Raw genomic sequence first — 17,138 nt, 5'->3', positions numbered from 1 at the left:
GCAGGCGATGCCGCTGACGGCGCCAGTCCGGCGCCGGTCAGAGCAGCCGCTGGAGATAACGTCCGGTGTGGCTCTCGGGGTTGGCCGCAATGGCTTCCGGCGTGCCCACGCCCACCACCGTGCCGCCGCCCGCGCCGCCTTCCGGCCCCATGTCGATCAGCCAGTCGGCGGTCTTGATGACATCGAGGTTGTGCTCGATCACCACGATCGTGTTGCCCGCGTCGCGCAGCTGGTGCAGCACCTTGAGCAGCAAATCAATATCGGCAAAGTGCAGGCCGGTGGTCGGCTCGTCCAGGATGTAAAGCGTGCGGCCGGTGTCGCGCTTGGAAAGCTCCAGCGCGAGTTTGACACGCTGCGCCTCGCCGCCCGACAGCGTGGTCGCGGCCTGGCCGAGCTTGATGTACGAGAGGCCCACATCGAGCAGCGTGTGCAGCTTGCGCGCAATCGTGGGGACGGCCTTGAAAAATTCGGCGGCCACCTCGACCGTGAGGTCCAGTATCTGCGCGATGTTTTTGCCCTTGTATTGCACTTCCAGCGTTTCGCGGTTGTAGCGCATGCCCTTGCAGACGTCGCAGGGCACATAGACATCCGGCAGAAAGTGCATCTCGACCTTCACCACGCCGTCGCCCTGGCAGGCCTCGCAGCGGCCGCCGGCGACGTTGAAGCTGAAGCGCCCGGCGCCATAGCCGCGTTCGCGCGCCGTGTTCATTTCGGCCATCAGCTCGCGGATCGGTGTGAACAGGCCGGTGTAGGTGGCCGGGTTGCTGCGCGGCGTGCGGCCAATCGGTGACTGGTCGACGTTGATGACCTTGTCGAAGTGCTCGATGCCTTCAATGGCGTCGTGGGCTGCCGGCTCTTCATGCGCGCGGTACAGCGTGCGCGCCACGGCCGCGTACAGCGTGTCGTTGACCAGCGTGGACTTGCCCGAACCCGAGACGCCGGTGACGCAGGTGAGCAGGCCCACCGGAAACTCGACGTTCACGCCCTTCAGGTTGTGGCCCGTGGCGTTGATCACGCGCAGGGCCTGCATGTCGCCCAGCGTGGCCTGGTGCACGGCTTCGCGTGCGGCACGGCGCTCTGCGGCGGGGCTTTGCGGAAAGCGCGAGAGCTTCTTTTTCTCGGCAGCTTCGACGGCCTTCACGGTGGGCAGCCAGGGTGTGCGGCGCGTGGGCACGGCGATCTTCAGGGTCTGGGCCAGGTATTTGCCGGTCAGCGAGTCCGGGTGGGCCTTGACCTCTTCAAACGTGCCCTGCGCCATCACGCGCCCGCCGTGGATGCCAGCGCCCGGCCCCATGTCGATCACATGGTCGGCCGCGCGGATCATGTCTTCGTCATGCTCGACCACCAGCACGCTGTTGCCGATGTCGCGCAGGTGCTTGAGCGTGCCGATCAGGCGGTCGTTGTCGCGCTGGTGCAGGCCGATGCTGGGCTCGTCGAGCACATACATCACGCCGGTCAGGCCCGAGCCGATCTGCGAGGCCAGCCGGATGCGCTGCGATTCGCCACCCGAGAGGGTCTCGGCGCTGCGGTCCAGGCTCAGGTAATTCAGTCCCACGTCGTTGAGGAACTTCAGGCGCAGGCCGATCTCGCGCACCACCTTGGCGGCAATTTCGGCCTTGGCGCCCTGCATCTTCAGCAGGTTGAAATAGTCAAAGCTTTCGCGCAGGGTGGTCTGGCTGATTTCGTAGATGGCCTTGCGGTTGCCGCGTGCCGAGGCATCGGCGCCCTCGTCCGGCGCGCTGACCAGGTAGACGTGGCGGGCCTCGGTGCGCAGGCGCGTGCCCTCGCAGTCGGGGCAGGGCTGCACCCCGCGGTAGCGCGCCAGTTCTTCGCGCACGGCGGCAGAGTCGGTCTCGCGGTAGCGGCGTTCAAAGTTGGTGATCACGCCTTCAAACGGATGCTTCTTGCTGACTTTCTTGCCTGCGGAATTGCCCGAGTCCATCACGTAGCTGAACTTGATCTCTTCTTCTCCGGAGCCGCGCAGTACCACCTGCTGAACGTTGGCGGGCAGGTCTTCAAAGGCCGTGTCAATGTCAAACTGGTAATGCCGGGCCAGGCTCTCCAGCATGGAGAAGTAATAGCCGTTGCGCCGGTCCCAGCCCTTGACGGCGCCGCTGGCCAGGCTCAAAGAGGGAAAGGCCACCACGCGGGCCGGGTCGAAAAACTCCCGGTGACCGAGGCCGTCGCAATTCGGGCAGGCGCCCACGGGCGAGTTGAAGGAGAACAGCCGCGGCTCCATCTCGCTGAGCGAGTAGCTGCAGACCGGGCAGGAGAATTTGGCGCTGAACAGGTGCTCCTTCTCCGTGTCCATTTCGAGTGCAATCGCCTTGCCGTCGGCCAGGCGCAGCGCCGCTTCAAAGCTTTCGGCCAGCCGCTGCTGCATGTCGCTGCGCACCTTGACGCGGTCAATCACCACGTCGATGTTGTGCTTCTCGGCCTTCTTGAGTTTGGGCAGGTCGTCAAATTCATAGGCCGTGCCGTCGACGCGAAAGCGCACATAGCCCTGGGCCTGCATGTCGGCAAATACCTCGACAAACTCGCCCTTGCGCTCGCGCGCCACGGGCGCCAGGATCATCAGCTTGGTGTCCTCGGGCAGGGCCAGCACGGCGTCAACCATTTCGCTGACGCTTTGCGCCTGCAGCGGCAGGTCGTGCTCCGGGCAATAGGGTGTGCCGGCGCGTGCAAACAGCAGGCGCAGGTAATCGTGGATTTCCGTCACCGTGCCTACGGTCGAGCGCGGGTTGTGCGAGGTGGCTTTCTGCTCGATGGATATCGCGGGCGACAGGCCCTCGATCATGTCCACGTCGGGCTTGTCCATCAGCTGCAAAAACTGCCGCGCATAGGTGGACAGGCTTTCCACATAACGGCGCTGGCCCTCGGCATACAGGGTGTCAAAGGCGAGCGAGGACTTGCCCGACCCGCTCAGCCCGGTGATCACCACCAGCTGGTTGCGCGGAATGTCGAGGTCGATGTTCTTGAGGTTGTGCGTGCGCGCCCCGCGAATGCTGATGCGCTGGGCGGCGAGCACGCTGGCAAGGTATTTGCTATCGTCAGGAGAGTTCACAGGGAAGGGGGCCGCAAAACTCTCCATCATAGACCGAAGAGCCGTTTCGAGCACAATAGACGGCTTCGCACCGCGCTGCGGAGCCCGTTTCGCGGGCTTTGACCGGTTGATTCGCCCTTTTTCTCCCTTTTTCTCCATTTCCGTCCCTTTTTTAGCCCTTTTGCCGTGTCTTCTGTCTCTTTGTCGATCCCGATGACCGCTACCGAGCGACGCGCCAGCGCGTCGCTGGCCTCGATTTTCGCCCTGCGCATGCTGGGCCTCTTTCTGGTGCTGCCGGTGTTTGCCCTGGAAGCTGCCAGATATCCCGGCGGCGACGACCCTGCGCGCGTCGGGATGGCCATGGGCATTTACGGGCTGACCCAGGGCGTGCTGCAAATTCCGTTTGGCATCGCGTCCGACTGGTGGGGCCGCAAGCGGGTGATCATTGCCGGGCTGCTGCTATTTGCCCTGGGCAGCTTTGTGGCCGCCTGGGCGCCAGACCTGAACTGGCTCATTGCCGGCCGCTCGCTGCAGGGCGCAGGGGCGATTTCGGCCGCGGTCACGGCCTTGCTGGCGGATGCCACCCGTGACGAGGTGCGCACCAAGGCCATGGCGCTGGTCGGCGCCAGCATTGCCCTGATGTTTGCCCTGTCGCTGGTGATCGCGCCCCTGCTGGCGGGCTACATCGGGCTGCACGGCCTGTTCGCCCTGACGGGTGCGCTGGCGCTGGGCGGCATTGCCGTCGTCCTGTGGTGGGTGCCGCCCGAGCCGGTGGACCACGTCAACCGGCCGCGCGGCAGCGTGGCGGAGGTGTTGAAGGACGCCGCGCTGCTGCGGCTGGATTTCGGGGTGTTCGTCCTGCATGCGGTGCAACTGGCCATGTGGGTGGCCATTCCTGCGCTGCTGGTTGCCGCCGGACTGGACAAAAGCCAGCACTGGCAGGTCTATTTGCCGGCTGTGCTGGCTTCGTTCGGCGTGATGGGCATGACGCTCTTCCCGCTGGAAAGGCGGGGCTATCTGCGTGCGGTGTTTCTGGGGGCCGTGGGACTGATTTTTGTGGTGCAGCTGGGGCTGCTCTGGGCGGCGTCCCACACCGCGCCGGAGGCGCACAGCCTCAGCTGGCTCGCCCTGCTGCTGTTCCTGTTTTTTTGCGGCTTCAACGTGCTGGAAGCCAGCCAGCCCAGCATGGCCTCACGCGTGGCGCCAGCGCATGCGCGCGGTGCGGCGCTGGGCGTCTACAACACGCTGCAGTCTCTGGGCTTTTTTGCCGGCGGCGCGGTGGGCGGCTGGGTGACCAAGACACACGGGGCCCAGGGGCTTTTCCTGCTGTGCGGCGGCCTGATGCTGCTGTGGCTGCTGGTCGCCTGGCCGATGCAGGCGCCGGGGCGCCGTGCCGCGGCGGTTTCAGGCAGCGCTGGCCCGCTGGCGGGCCAGCCAGTTAAACTCTGACAGATAGATCAGGAGAACACGTCATGGCATCCGTCAACAAAGTCATCATCGTCGGCAATCTGGGGCGCGACCCCGAAATGCGCAGCTTTCCCAGCGGCGACCAGGTGGCCAACGTCACCATCGCCACCACCGACAAGTGGAAGGACAAGCAGTCCGGTGAAATGAAAGAGGCCACCGAATGGCACCGCGTGGTGTTCAACGGCCGTCTCGCCGAAATTGTCGGCCAGTACCTGCGCAAGGGCTCGCAGGTTTACGTCGAGGGTTCACTGCGCACGCGCAAATGGACCGACAAGGACGGCCAGGAAAAGTACACCACCGAAATCCGTGCCGACCAGATGCAAATGCTGGGCAGCCGCCAGGGCATGGGCGGCCCCGGGGGGGACGATGGCGGCGGCTATGAGGCACCACCGGCCCGCCCCGCAGCCCGGGCACCCGCTGCAGCGCCGCGGCAGGCTCCCGCGCCGACCAAGGCGGCCAGCGGCTTCGACGATATGGATGACGACATTCCGTTTTGATGCATCAGCACCGGCCTTGAGAATCCTCTAAAAGCCCGCTTTGGCGGGCTTTTTTGATACTGGGGCGCTATTGAATAAATAGCTGAACCCGGCTATTTTGCGAGCCTGACAGGCTGAGCGGGTCAGGGCCGGCCACGCAGCGGGGTAATGCGGGATGCGGGCCTGGGCATGGATGGCGCGTTTCCTTACAAGCGCGGCGCGCTGCCAGGGCTGTTCGCCGATAGCATGTAGGCAATGAATTTCAAGGTCAGTCAGGGGCAGTCAAGGTCAGCTTGCTGCTTTGAAGCTTGGGCATCAAAAAATCTTCAAAAAACAAGATCAACGATGAAAAGCATCTTACTTTTGCGCAGTTTTTGGGGCGCGGCTTTGGTGGCGGCTGGTTTGTCGGCCATGGTGCCCGCCCGTGCGGCCCCTGACCTGGAGCCGTTGACGAATATCCTGTCGACCCCCGGCAGTGCCGGACTCGGCCTCGTCACCCGCGTCGAACGCTCGCCCTACCGGGATGGCGGCACCCGCTACGACCTGCTGCCGCTTTATCTGTACGAGGGCGAGCGGCTGTTTCTGCATGCCAACCGGGTTGGCGTGAAAATGCTCAACGGCAGTGAGCAGCGGCTGGACCTGTTTGTGGAGCAGCGCCTGGAGGGCTTCCCGGCGAATCGGCTGCCCGCCGGGCTGGCCGGCATGGCGACCCGCGACTCCGGCCTGGACGGCGGCCTGTCTTACCGCTATCGCCAGCCCTGGGGCACGCTTCAGGCCGAGTTGCTGCATGACATCGGCAACACCTCCAAGGGAAGCGAGTTTCGCCTGGGCTACACCTATGACTGGCGCTCCGGGCCCTGGATGCTGCGCCCCAGCGTGACCGTGGCGCTGCGTGATGCCAAGCTCAACAACTATTACTACGGTGTGCGAGCCAGTGAGGCCACGCCCGACCGCCCGGCCTATTCGCCAGGTGCGGGCATCAACACCTCGATGGGCTTGTATGGCTCCTACGATGTATCGGAACGCTGGCGCCTGCTGGCTGGCGTGTCCGCCACGGTGCTGAGCCGCAAGGCGAAGGACAGCTCCATTGTGCAGAAAAGCGTGCTGCCCGCCGTTTATGTAGGCGCAGCCTATGACTTCGGCGGCCACAAGCGTGAGTGGGCCGAAGACGGCTCGCCCACGTACTTCAAGCTGCTCTATGGCAAATCAACGGAAGACGGCTGCCACCTGGTCAAGATCCTCACGGCACGCTGCCTGTCAACGGCCAGCAACAACGCGACCAGCATTGCCGGCATTCAGGTCGGCAAACCCTTCATCCGGAACGTCAATGGCTGGCCGCTTGATTTTGTCGGCTATGTGGGCCTGACGCAGCACAACGAACGCGGACTGCAGGCCAATGGGGCGCAACTGGACCTCTTCATGAAAGCCGTCTACTCCGGCTTTCCGTGGAGCAACCGGGTCAAGACACGGCTGGGGTTCGGCGTGGGCCTGTCCGCGGCGCAACGGGCGCCTTATATCGAGGCGTCCAGCCAGGCCGCTGCCGGGAAAACGGCTTCGCGCCTGCTCAACTATCTGGACCCGACAATTGATGTGAGCCTGGGCGACCTGCTGGGCTCGCGCACGCTGAAAGAAACCTATATCGGCTTCGGGGTGTCGCACCGTTCCGGCATTTTTGGCGCGTCACGCCTGCTGGGCAGCGTCAACGGTGGCTCCAACTACATCTACACCTATGTCGAGACGGCGCTTTGAGAGCGGCCTGGTACGTGAGCCAATAGTCAGTAGTCAGTAGCGGCTGGGGAACGTCAGTGCCGGGCGCAAGATGCCATCAAGTTGACGGCTTCCTGCGCGGCCCGCCCCATCATTCCGCCTTTTGCCCGATCTCGAAGTTGGCCAGCTTCTCCAGCGCGCGGACCATGGCCGAGTGGTCCCAGGCTTTGCCGCCGTGGGCCACACAGGAATTGAAGAGTTCCTGGGCTGTGGCGGTGTTGGGCAGCGAGACGCCAAGCGCGCGGGCGCTGGACAGGGCCAGGTTCAAATCCTTTTGGTGCAGCTCAATGCGGAACCCGGGGTCGAACGTGCGTTTGACCATGCGTTCGCCATGCACCTCCAGGATTTTTGACGAGGCGAAACCGCCCATCAGGGCCTGGCGCACACGCGCCGGATCGGCACCGGCGCGGGCGGCAAACAGCAACGCTTCGGCCACGGCCTCGATGTTGAGCGCGACGATGATCTGGTTGGCGACCTTGGCTGTCTGGCCATCGCCGTTGCCGCCCACCAATGTGATGTTTTTGCCCATGAGGTCAAACAGCGGCTTGATGCGTCCGAACACCGCCTCGTCACCGCCAACCATGATGGAGAGCGTGGCATTCTTGGCGCCCACTTCGCCGCCCGAGACTGGCGCATCGAGGTAATCGCAGCCCAGCGCGTTGATCTTTTGTGCAAAGGTTTTGGTGGCGATCGGCGAGATGGAACTCATGTCCACCACCGTCTTGCGGGGAGCGACCGATCCCGGAGGCGGCATGGCGAGCCCGCTGGCCACGCCGGTCTCGCCGAACAGCACGGCTTCCACATCGGGCGTGTCGGGCACCATGATGATGATGACGTCGGCGCGCTCGGCCACGCCGCGGGCGTTCAGGCACTGGGTGGCGTTGCTGCTGGCAATGCTGGCGGGCAGTTTGGCCTGCGAGAACACAAACAGCTGGTGGCCTGCGTTGATCAGGTGGCCCGCCATGGGCGCGCCCATGATGCCGAGGCCGATAAAACCGATTTTCAGGGGTTGGGATGTCATCAGAAAGTCCTTGTCGAAAACTTGTCGAAAAAAATGGAGGTGAGGTCTTCAGGCTGCCAGGCGTTCGCGCCAGCCGAGGCCCGCTTCCGTGGTGCCCGCAGGCTTGTATTCGCAGCCAATCCAGCCGTCGTAGCCGATGCGGTCCAGATGGGCGAACAGAAAGGCGTAATTGATCTCGCCCGTGCCCGGCTCGTTGCGGCCCGGGTTGTCGGCCAGCTGTATGTGGCCAATGCGCGGCAAATGCTTTTGCATGGTCGCTGCCAGTTCGCCCTCCATGCGCTGTGCGTGGTAGATGTCGTATTGCACGAAGGCGTTGTCGGCCCGCACTTCGTCCAGTATTTCGAGCGCCTGCGCCGTGCGGTTCAGGTAAAAGCCCGGGATGTCAAAGGTATTGATGGGTTCGATCAGCAGCTTGAGGTCCGCCTTCTTCAGCGCCGCCGCCGCATGGCGCAGGTTGTCCACAAAGGTCTGCCGCAGCAGCGCGTTGTCGACACCCGCGGGCGCCTTGCCCGCCAGGCAGTTGAGCTGGCGCACGCCCAGCGCCTGGGCATAGGTGATGGCCTGTGCCACGCCGGCGCGAAACTCCTCGACGCGATCCGGATGGCAGGCGATGCCGCGCTCGCCGGCCTCCCAGTTGCCGGCCGGCAGGTTGTGCAGCACCAGTTGCAGGCCATGGCGGTCCAGCCTGGACTTGATGTCCTCGATGCTGAAGGCATAGGGGAAAAGAAACTCCACGGCCTTGAAGCCGGCTTTCGCGGCAGGCTCAAAGCGGTCGAGGAACGCATGCTCGGTGAAGAGCATGCTGAGGTTGGCTGAAAATCTTGGCATGTCTTGAATGTGAGTGGTAGGTATGGGCGAGTGGGGTCGTCAATGACTGCGTTGCCGCGGCCTTACTCCAGCAGGCCGGCCAGCTCCAGGCCCTCGCGGCCCTTGGGATGGCGGCAGTCAATGTCTTCAAACTCGTTGACCTTGTCGATCTCGGTGCCCATTGCAATGTTGGTGACCTTTTCCAGGATCACTTCCACCACCACCGGCACACGGTATTTGCGCGCCATGGCCTGGGCCTCGACCATCGCCGATTCAATCTTCTCCGGGTCGGTGACGCGCAGGGATCTGCAGCCCAGGCCTTGCACCACGGCCTGGTGATCGACGCCGTAGCTGCGCAGATCGCCTTCGCCTGCCGGCACGTTCTGGTTTTCAAAGGCCAGCTGCACGCAGTAGTCCATGTCGAAGCCGCGCTGGCTCTGGCGAATCAGGCCCAGGTAGCTGTTGTTCACCAGCACCTGCACATAGGGCAGGTTGAACTGCGCACCGACGGCCAGCTCTTCCATCAGGAACTGGAAGTCGTAGTCGCCTGACAGGCCCACCACCGTGCGCGTCGGGTCAGCCGCCACCACGCCCAGCGCGGCCGGAATCGTCCAGCCCAGCGGGCCGGCCTGGCCGCAGTTGATCCACTGGCGCGGCCCGTAGACGTTGAGGAATTGCGCGCCGGCAATTTGCGACAGGCCGATGGTCGTCACGTAAATCGTGTCGCGCGGAAACACCTTGTTCATCTCCTCGTACACCCGCATCGGCTTGATCGGTGTCTCGGTGAAGTGCGACTTGCGGTGCATCAGTTTCTTGCGCTCGGCGCAGCGTGCGGCCCAGTCGCTATAGTCCCGCAGCCGCTTCGCGGCCTTGCGCTCGCGGGCCACCTCGACCAGCAGCGTCAACGCGGCCTTGGCATCGCTGACGATGCCGAAGTCGGGGTTGAACACGCGGCCGATCTGCGTCGGCTCGATGTCGACGTGGACAAAGGTGCGGCCCTTGCAATACACCTCGGGCGAGCCGGTGTGGCGGTTGGCCCAGCGGTTGCCGATGCCAAACACGAAGTCACTGGCCAGCATGGTGGCGTTGCCGTAGCGGTGGCTGGTCTGCAGGCCGCACATGCCCGCCATCAGCGGATGGTCGTCGGGAATGCTGCCCCAGCCCATCAGCGTGGGAATCACCGGCACGCCGGTCAGCTCGGCGAACTCGACCAGCAGGTCGGTCGCATCGGCATTGATGATGCCGCCACCGGCGACGATCAGCGGCTTGGAGGCGGCGGCCAGCATGTCCAGCGCCTTTTCGATCTGCTTGCGGCTGGCCGCCGGCTTGTAGACCGGCAGCGGTTCGTAGGTGTCGATGTCGAATTCGATTTCGGCCATCTGCACGTCGAACGGCAGGTCAATCAGCACCGGGCCGGGGCGGCCCGAACGCATCAGGTGAAAGGCTTGCTGGAAGGCGCGCGGCACCTGGGCCGGCTCGCGCACCGTCACGCTCCATTTGGTCACCGGCTTGGAGATCGACTCGATATCGACCGCCTGGAAGTCTTCCTTGTAGAGCCGCGCCCGCGGCGCCTGGCCGGTGATGCACAGGATCGGAATGCTGTCGGCAATCGCCGAGTAGAGCCCGGTGATCATGTCGGTGCCGGCCGGGCCGCTGGTGCCTATGCACACGCCAATGTTGCCGGCTTTGGCGCGGGTATAGCCCTCGGCCATGTGGGAGGCGCCTTCCACGTGACGCGCCAGGATGTGGGTGATGGACTGGCGCTCGCGCAGCGCGGCGTACAGCGGGTTGATGGCCGCGCCCGGCACGCCAAAGGCCTGGGTCACGCCTTCTTTTTCCATCACGAGCACGGCGGCCATTGCAGCCTTCATTTTTGCCATTGAGAGTCTCCTTGGGGTGGCTTTGAACTGGCTTGATGGTCGCCCGCCTGCCGCTTGCGCGGAAGCCCCAAGGCATGCATTACGGTTATTCCAAATTGGAATAAATTCTCCCGGGATGTGTCCGGTCGTGGTCTACTTCAGGCCATGGACCGGATTCAAGCCATTCAACTTTTCATCCGCGTGGTGGACCTCGGCTCTTTCAGCAAGGCTGCGGCCGACGTGGGCATCGGGCAGCCGTCGGCCACCAAGCTCGTGGCCCAGCTGGAAAAACAGCTGGGTTCCCGCCTGCTGCACCGCTCGACGCACGGCGTGACGCCCACCGAAATTGGCGCGCTGTACTATGAAAAATGCAAGCTGATCGCGCACCACATCGAGGAGGCCGAGACGGTGGCCGCCCTGCTGCAGTCGCAGGTGCAGGGCGGCTTGCGCATCAGCACGTCGGTCGCCTTCGGCCGGCGCGTGCTGGTGCCGCTGGTGATGCGCTTCATGAAGCTGCATCCCCAACTGCAGATCGAGCTGAATTTCGAGGACCGCTATGTCGACCTGGTCGAGCAGGGCATCGACGTCGCCATCCGCATGGGGCCGCTGGCCGATTCAACGCTGGGTGCCCGTTACCTGGGGGTCAATCCGTGGGTGCTGGTCGCGTCGCCCGAGTACCTTGAAAAGCGCGGCGAGCCTTCGGTTCCGGCGGACCTGGCGGCCCACGAGGCCCTGATCTACAGCACCGTGCAGGGCGATGCCCGCTGGCACTTCACGGGGACCGATGGGCTCGCGCTGCCGGTGCCGGTCAAGGGTCCGCTGCGCTCCAACAACCTGTCGGCGCTGCTGGCGGCGGCGCGGGGCGGCATGGGCGTGGCAGCCTTGCCCCGGTATGTGGCGCACAAATCCATCCGCAGCGGTGTGCTGCGGCCGCTGCTGACGGACTGGACGCTGCCCCAGCAGGAGATCCATGCGGTCTATCCCTCGCCGCAACTGGTGCCCACCAAGGTCAGCGGCTTCGTGGCCTGGCTGCAGGGGCAATTCGGGGAAGCCTGGTGGGCTGACGAGCAGTAAACCGCGATATAGCCATAGCGGGGCGCTGAGCGGTTAATCGGGCCAGGCGCGTTATTTGATCAAGAGTTCCGGCGTTGACCGGCCCGGCGCGGTGTTCTGCACGTTGCTGGTCGTGATCACGCCGCCGCCCAGGCAGACATCGCCCTGGTAGAGCACGGCCGACTGCCCCGGCGTCACGGCCCATTGGGGCTCGGTGAATGCCAGTTCGCAATGCGCCGTCGTTGCGCCGCGCAGCTCGCAGGTGGCGTCCACCTGCCGATAACGGGTCTTGGCGGCCATGAGGCCCGGTGCCGGCGCGGTGCCTGCCACCCAGCTGCAGTCCTGGGCGCTCAGGGTCGTGGACTGCAGCCATGGATGATCGTGGCCCTGCACCACCCACAAGGTGTTGCTCTCCAGGTCCTTGCGGGCGACAAACCAGGGCTCATGTTCACCGACGCCGCGCTGCCCGCGCGCCTGGGCGGCCTTGAGTTCTGCGCCTCTGGCCTTCACACCGCCTATGCCCAGGCCCTGGCGCTGGCCCAGGGTGTAAAAAGACAGGCCCACATGCTCGCCCAGCACGCGGCCCCTGTCATTTTTGATAGCGCCGGGCGCCTTGGCGATGTAGCGGTTCAGGAATTCGCGGAAGGGTCGTTCGCCGATGAAGCAGATGCCGGTCGAATCTTTTTTCTTCGCGTTCGGCAGACCGATCTCGTCGGCAATGCGCCGCACTTCCGTCTTGTGCAACTCGCCCACGGGAAACAGCGTTTTGGAAAGCTGTGCCTGGTTCAAACGGTGCAAAAAGTAGCTCTGATCCTTGGCCGGATCCAGGCCTTTGAGCAGTTCGTGCAGTCCGGTGCTTTCATTTCTGCGAACCCTGGCGTAGTGACCCGTGGCGATCTTCTCGGCGCCCAGGCGCATCGCGTGGTCCAGGAAGGCCTTGAACTTGATCTCGGCGTTGCACAGGATGTCGGGGTTGGGCGTGCGGCCGGCCTGGTACTCGCGCAGGAACTCGGCGAACACCCGGTCCTTGTAGTCGGCGGCGAAATTGACATGCTCGATCTCGATGCCGATCACATCGGCCACGGCCGCGGCGTCCACGAAGTCGATGTTGGAGGAGCAGTACTCGCTGTCGTCGTCATCTTCCCAGTTTTTCATGAAGATGCCGATGACCTCATGGCCCTGCTTTTTGAGCAGGTAAGCCGTCACCGCGGAGTCCACGCCGCCGCTCAAACCCACCACCACCCGTTGTTTCGTTGTAGATACTTCGCCCATGGGCGTGATTATCCCCGGGGTCCGAAGGCCGGGCTGGTGTGCGGTTTTTGGGGGTGGGCTGTTCAGCCCCGTTCAGGATTTGAGGCTGGCCAGCACCCGGTCCACCATGACCCCCGCCTGGCCCAGGTTGTTCATCGGGTCGCAGAACGAAGCCAGTTGCTCGCGCGTCACATGCTTGTTGATTTCCGGATGCTCGGCCAGCAGGTCGATCAGCGGACGCTTTTCCTTCAGCGCCGCGCGGCAGATGTCATAGACCAGGTCATGGGCATATTCGCGGCCGATGTAGGGGCCCAGTCCCATCATGACGGCCTCGGACATGACCAGCCCGTGCGTGAGGTCGATGTTGTGCCGCATCTGGGCCGCATCCACTTCCAGGCCCGCGAGGATGAACTTCGCCTGCTTCAGCGCGCCGGACATCAGGCAGAAAATTTCCGGCATCGCGACCCATTCGATTTCCCACGGGCCGGTCGAGCGCTCGTGGTCGGCCACCATGGCATCCATCAGGGAGGCGGCCAGCTGGCGCACGACCGAGATGTTGGCGTGGATGTAGAGGCAGGAGATCGGGTTGCGCTTTTGCGGCATGGTGGACGATGAGCCGCGCCCCGGCGCAAAGGGCTCGTAGACCTCGGCCACTTCCGTCTGCATCATCAGCTTGACGTCCATCGCGATCTTGCCGAGCGAGCCGCCGACCAGCCCGAGGAAGGTGCCGACTTCGGCGAAGTTGTCGCGCACCGTGTGCCATGAAATCAGTGGCTGGCCCAGGCCCAGCTCCTTCATCAGCCCGGCCTGGGTTTCCATCGCGCCTTTTTCCAGCGAGGACAGGGTTCCCGACGCACCGCCAAACTCACCGACCAACACGCGGGGCTTGAGCTGCTGCAGGCGTTCGCGATGGCGTTCAATGCCCGCCAGGATGCTGGCCATTTTGTAGCCAAAGGTGATGGGCGTCGCCTGCTGCAGGTTGCTGCGGCCGATGACGGGCGTGTTGCGGTGCGTGCGGGCCAGGTTGGCGAGGGCCGCCGAGATGTCTTTCAGGTCTTCCTCGACCAGTGCCAGGCCCTCGCGGATTTGCAGCACGGCGGCCGTGTCGGTGATGTCCTGCGTCGTGGCACCCCAGTGGCAGTATTCGCCCAGCTTGTCCCTGCAATTGGCATTGATCTGGTTGACCACCGCGATGATGGGGTAGCCGATCTGCTCGGTCTTGGCTTTCAGCTGGGCCCAGTCAATCTGGCTGAGTTCGCAGTGCTTCACGATCTCTTCAGCGGCCTCGCGCGGGATGATGCCGAGCTCGCCCTGCACCTTGGCGAGCGCACGTTCGATGTCGAGGTACTTGGCGGTGCGGTTTTCGTCAGACCAGACCTGGCGCATTTTGGCGTCGCTGAACATGTCGCCGAAAATTCTGGAATCAATGATGCTTGCGGGCATGGGGTTCTCCGTTTGGATTGATGCTTTTTGGGGGCCTGGACTTAATTCGTTCGGGCTGCTTGTGCAACGATGCGCTCAGCTTTCAGGACGATTGGGCGGTCCACCATTTTGCCGTCCACCTGTATTGCGCCGCCGCCAGACGTATTCCAGGCTTGCAGTACACGCTGCGCCCAGGCCAGTTCCTGGGCACTGGGCGCGAGGGCGGTACGCACCACAGCCACTTGCGAAGGGTGAATGCACATCTTGGCGCCGAACCCCAAAGTGCGAGCGTTCGCCATGTCGGTGGCCACGCGCGTGGCGTCGAGATCAGGCGTGACGCCGGCTACGGGCGATCCAATGCCTGCAGCGCGCGAGGCGATGGCAATTTGTGCGGCAGCGAACTGGAGTGCCAGGCTGCCTGCGGGAATATCCAGGTCCGCCATGTAATCCAGTGACCCAAAGGCCAGCCGCGTCACGCCGGGCGCTGCGGCAATCTCATGCAAGGCCACCACGCCGCGTGCGGTTTCAATCAGCGGCAGCACGGTTGCATCCTTGGGTAAACAGGCCAGCACCGCAGCGACCTGATTGGGTGTTTCGCATTTCGGCAACATCACGCAAAGCGCTCGCACCGTGCTGACCAGCGTTAGATCGTCGGCATGCCAGGGGGTGGCAGCATCATTGATGCGTATCAGCACCCGCTCGCGCGGTGCATCGCTTGCAGCCATCCATTCCCCAATCGCGGTGCGAGCCGCCGCTTTGCATTCGGGCGCTACAGCGTCTTCCAGGTCGATGATGATGCGGTCCGCGCCCGAGGCCAGCGCCTTGGCGAAGCGCTCGGGCCGGTTGCCGGGCACGAATAGGTAGGTCAGGGCTTCGTAGGCAGGCATAGTCACACGACACCTTCGGCGCGAAGCCCGGCAATGCGCTCTGCGCTGTAACCATGGTGGCCCAGGATCGCATCGGTGTGCTGGCCCAGCGCGGGCACGGCATCCATGCGTGGCGCGCCGTGTTGCCATGAGCCCGGCGGCAGCAGGGCAGGGATGGGTCCGGCGGGTGTTGCCACCTCACGCCAGCGCCCCCGCGCCTTGAGTTGCGGGTGCGCCCAGACCTCGCTCATGGTGTTGACCTGCGCGTTGGCAATGCCGGCCTGCTCCAGCCGTTGCGCCACCTGCTCGGCCGTGAGTTTTGAAAAGGCTTCGCTGATCAAGGCAGAGAGCACGGCTCGCTCTGCGCTGCGCTTGGCGTTGCCTGAGAAGCGTTCGTCGCTGGCCAGCGCGGGCTGCAACAAGACCTTTTCGCAAAACACTTTCCACTCGCGCTCGTTTTGCAGACCCAGCATCACCGTCTTGTCATCACCGGCCGGAAAGGGGCCATAGGGGTAGATGGTGGCATGGCTGGCGCCGGTGCGTGGTGGCGGGGCCGCGCCCTCAAAGGCGTAGTACAGCGGGTAGTTCATCCACTCGGTGAGAGATTCGAGCATGGACACGTCGATGCGCTGGCCCTCGCCGGTTTGCTGGCGGTGCATCAGCGCCGCCAGAATGTTGGTGTAGGCGTACATGCCTGCCGCAATGTCGGCGATCGAGGGACCGGCCTTGGCAGGGGTGTCCGGCGTTCCGGTGACAGACACAAAGCCCGCTTCGCTTTGGATCAACAGGTCGTAGGCCTTTTTGTCGCGGTAGGGCCCATCGCCGCCATAGCCCGAGATGTCGCAGACGATGATGCCGGGCTTGAGTTGGGACAGCGCTTCGTAGGACAGGCCCAGCCGTGCCGCGGCGCCGGGCGCCAGGTTTTGCACCACCACGTCAGCTTCTTCCCGGATCAGGCGCAGCAGGATTTTTTGCGCCTCGTCATGCTTCACATCGAGCGTGAGGCTTTCCTTGGAGCGGTTGGTCCAGACGAAATGCGAGGCCAGGCCGCGCACGCGCTCGTCGTAACCGCGCGCAAAGTCGCCCACGCCGGGGCGCTCAATCTTGATGACGCGTGCGCCGAGGTCGGCCAGCTGGCGCGTGGCGAATGGGGCCGCAATCGCGTGCTCCAGTGTGACGACGGTAATGCCTTTGAGTGGTTGCATAAGGAGTGTCTGACCAGTCTTGATTTAGGCGAGTGTTGCGGTGGCATCCATCGTGAGCCAGCCTTCATGGTCGCGGGCCCACAGACGCACGGTTTTGCCATCAGTTGACGGTTGGCCGTGGACAGAAAAAGGGTGGATGTCAAAGGTCGGACGTACGGCTTTGAACTCAAAGCGCAGCACCTTCGCCTGCGGCTGCTGGCGGCGCAGCAAATCCATCAGCAGCGTGGCGATCAGGGGCCCGTGCACGATCAGGCCCGGATAGCCTTCGACCTCGGTGACATACTTGCGGTCATAGTGGATGCGGTGGCCGTTGAAGGTCAGCGCCGAGTAGCGAAACAGCAGCACGTCGTCGGGCACGATGCGCCGCTCCCAGGCGGACACAAGCGGTGCGGCCTGCGGCGGCGGTGGCACGTCGTCGGGGGTCGGCGCAGCGCGGTAGACGATATTGTGGTGCTCGGTCAGCGCCACGGCCGCCGCCCCATTGCGACGGATCTCGTGACGCACGCGCACAAAAATCAGGTTGCCCGTGCGGCCCGACTTTTCCTTTACGTCGGCAATGGTGGACGTGCGGGTCAGCGTGTCGCCAACCAGCAGCGGCTCATGAAACTCAAAGTCGCTGCCCGCCCACATGCGGCGCGGCAGTGGAACGGGTGGCAGAAAGCCACCACGTTTGGCATGACCATCCGCCCCGATTTCCGACTGCGGATAGATGGGCAGAAAGTACAGCCAGTGCCACAGGCTGGGCAGCGGCGTGCCGGGCGCTGGGCGAAGTGAGCCGGACGCAGTGGGCCAGTCCAGCGTGGCGGACAGCGCTGCGTAAGGTGTGGCGGTGGCGATGTCTTCCACCGTTTCGCTGCGGCCAATCCAGTTTTGCAAGGTCATGAAAATTCCTTAAGTGACT

At 64.1% G+C, this 17,138-nt stretch carries 13 protein-coding genes; 4 read left to right on the top strand and 9 right to left on the bottom strand.

Features of this window, described 5'->3' with window-relative positions:
* Positions 1-37: 37 nt before the first annotated feature.
* On the bottom strand, positions 38-3,091 hold the full coding sequence (uvrA, locus tag AC1DS5_RS00770) for an excinuclease ABC subunit UvrA (RefSeq protein WP_477716730.1): 3,054 nt from the start codon (positions 3,089-3,091) through the stop codon (positions 38-40).
* Positions 3,092-3,256: 165 nt separating this feature from the next.
* Between uvrA and AC1DS5_RS00765 the strand changes: the two genes are divergently transcribed.
* The 3 genes from AC1DS5_RS00765 to AC1DS5_RS00755 all read left to right on the top strand — a co-directional run bounded on the left by AC1DS5_RS00765 (position 3,257) and on the right by AC1DS5_RS00755 (position 6,735).
* Complete coding sequence (locus tag AC1DS5_RS00765) at positions 3,257-4,492, top strand: MFS transporter (RefSeq protein ID WP_477716729.1); 1,236 nt, start codon at positions 3,257-3,259, stop codon at positions 4,490-4,492.
* Between the two features lie 23 nt (positions 4,493-4,515).
* A complete protein-coding gene (gene ssb / locus AC1DS5_RS00760) occupies positions 4,516-5,007 on the top strand; it encodes a single-stranded DNA-binding protein (RefSeq protein WP_477716338.1) in 492 nt (163 codons plus the stop codon).
* A 324-nt stretch (positions 5,008-5,331) separates the two neighbouring features.
* On the top strand, positions 5,332-6,735 hold the full coding sequence (locus AC1DS5_RS00755) for a MipA/OmpV family protein (RefSeq protein ID WP_477716337.1): 1,404 nt from the start codon (positions 5,332-5,334) through the stop codon (positions 6,733-6,735).
* A 109-nt stretch (positions 6,736-6,844) separates the two neighbouring features.
* On the opposite strand, the gene glxR is transcribed toward AC1DS5_RS00755, so the two are convergent.
* The 3 genes from glxR to gcl all read right to left on the bottom strand — a co-directional run bounded on the left by glxR (position 6,845) and on the right by gcl (position 10,461).
* Positions 6,845-7,774: a 2-hydroxy-3-oxopropionate reductase gene (gene glxR, locus AC1DS5_RS00750; protein WP_477716336.1), complete on the bottom strand. Its 930-nt coding sequence runs from the start codon at positions 7,772-7,774 to the stop codon at positions 6,845-6,847.
* A 48-nt stretch (positions 7,775-7,822) separates the two neighbouring features.
* Positions 7,823-8,602: a hydroxypyruvate isomerase gene (gene hyi / locus AC1DS5_RS00745; protein WP_477716335.1), complete on the bottom strand. Its 780-nt coding sequence runs from the start codon at positions 8,600-8,602 to the stop codon at positions 7,823-7,825.
* Positions 8,603-8,664: 62 nt separating this feature from the next.
* A complete protein-coding gene (gene gcl, locus AC1DS5_RS00740) occupies positions 8,665-10,461 on the bottom strand; it encodes a glyoxylate carboligase (protein WP_477716334.1) in 1,797 nt (598 codons plus the stop codon).
* Positions 10,462-10,605: 144 nt separating this feature from the next.
* On the opposite strand from gcl, the gene AC1DS5_RS00735 reads away from it, so the two are divergent.
* A complete protein-coding gene (locus AC1DS5_RS00735; RefSeq protein WP_477716333.1) occupies positions 10,606-11,514 on the top strand; it encodes a LysR family transcriptional regulator in 909 nt (302 codons plus the stop codon).
* A gap of 51 nt (positions 11,515-11,565) precedes the next feature.
* Here the strand turns inward: AC1DS5_RS00735 and mnmA are convergent, their stop codons facing one another.
* The 5 genes from mnmA to AC1DS5_RS00710 all read right to left on the bottom strand — a co-directional run bounded on the left by mnmA (position 11,566) and on the right by AC1DS5_RS00710 (position 17,119).
* Positions 11,566-12,765 carry a tRNA 2-thiouridine(34) synthase MnmA gene (gene mnmA, locus AC1DS5_RS00730; protein ID WP_477716332.1) on the bottom strand — a complete coding sequence of 400 codons (1,200 nt, stop codon included), beginning with the start codon at positions 12,763-12,765 and terminating at the stop codon, positions 11,566-11,568.
* Between the two features lie 72 nt (positions 12,766-12,837).
* A complete protein-coding gene (locus tag AC1DS5_RS00725; RefSeq protein WP_477716331.1) occupies positions 12,838-14,187 on the bottom strand; it encodes a class-II fumarase/aspartase family protein in 1,350 nt (449 codons plus the stop codon).
* Positions 14,188-14,228: 41 nt separating this feature from the next.
* Positions 14,229-15,053 (bottom strand): HpcH/HpaI aldolase/citrate lyase family protein, encoded by an 825-nt coding sequence (locus tag AC1DS5_RS00720; protein ID WP_477716330.1) that lies wholly within the window; start codon positions 15,051-15,053, stop codon positions 14,229-14,231.
* 2 nt (positions 15,054-15,055) lie between these two features.
* Entirely contained in the window at positions 15,056-16,237 is a 1,182-nt protein-coding gene (locus AC1DS5_RS00715; RefSeq protein WP_477716329.1) for a CaiB/BaiF CoA transferase family protein, read from the bottom strand.
* 24 nt (positions 16,238-16,261) lie between these two features.
* Positions 16,262-17,119, bottom strand: a complete 858-nt coding sequence (locus AC1DS5_RS00710; RefSeq protein ID WP_477716328.1) for an HTD2 family dehydratase — start codon at positions 17,117-17,119, stop codon at positions 16,262-16,264.
* Between the last annotated feature and the right edge of the window lie 19 nt (positions 17,120-17,138).

It is taken from the genome of Polaromonas sp. P4_H1, from assembly GCF_056400945.1.
Note: the sequence above shows the minus strand (reverse complement) of the source record. Positions and strands in the feature narration are given on the sequence as shown.

Excerpts from the sequence above, each read along its gene's own strand:
- glxR (WP_477716336.1), bottom strand. The coding sequence starts at position 7,774 with ATGACATCCCAACCCCTGAAAATCGGTTTTATCGGCCTCGGCATCATG.
- AC1DS5_RS00715 (WP_477716329.1), bottom strand. The coding sequence starts at position 16,237 with ATGCAACCACTCAAAGGCATTACCGTCGTCACACTGGAGCACGCGATT.
- ssb (WP_477716338.1), top strand. The coding sequence starts at position 4,516 with ATGGCATCCGTCAACAAAGTCATCATCGTCGGCAATCTGGGGCGCGAC.
- AC1DS5_RS00720 (WP_477716330.1), bottom strand. The coding sequence starts at position 15,053 with ATGCCTGCCTACGAAGCCCTGACCTACCTATTCGTGCCCGGCAACCGG.
- gcl (WP_477716334.1), bottom strand. The coding sequence starts at position 10,461 with ATGGCAAAAATGAAGGCTGCAATGGCCGCCGTGCTCGTGATGGAAAAA.
- uvrA (WP_477716730.1), bottom strand. The coding sequence starts at position 3,091 with ATGGAGAGTTTTGCGGCCCCCTTCCCTGTGAACTCTCCTGACGATAGC.
- AC1DS5_RS00765 (WP_477716729.1), top strand. The coding sequence starts at position 3,257 with ATGACCGCTACCGAGCGACGCGCCAGCGCGTCGCTGGCCTCGATTTTC.
- AC1DS5_RS00725 (WP_477716331.1), bottom strand. The coding sequence starts at position 14,187 with ATGCCCGCAAGCATCATTGATTCCAGAATTTTCGGCGACATGTTCAGC.
- hyi (WP_477716335.1), bottom strand. The coding sequence starts at position 8,602 with ATGCCAAGATTTTCAGCCAACCTCAGCATGCTCTTCACCGAGCATGCG.
- mnmA (WP_477716332.1), bottom strand. The coding sequence starts at position 12,765 with ATGGGCGAAGTATCTACAACGAAACAACGGGTGGTGGTGGGTTTGAGC.
- AC1DS5_RS00710 (WP_477716328.1), bottom strand. The coding sequence starts at position 17,119 with ATGACCTTGCAAAACTGGATTGGCCGCAGCGAAACGGTGGAAGACATC.
- AC1DS5_RS00735 (WP_477716333.1), top strand. The coding sequence starts at position 10,606 with ATGGACCGGATTCAAGCCATTCAACTTTTCATCCGCGTGGTGGACCTC.
- AC1DS5_RS00755 (WP_477716337.1), top strand. The coding sequence starts at position 5,332 with ATGAAAAGCATCTTACTTTTGCGCAGTTTTTGGGGCGCGGCTTTGGTG.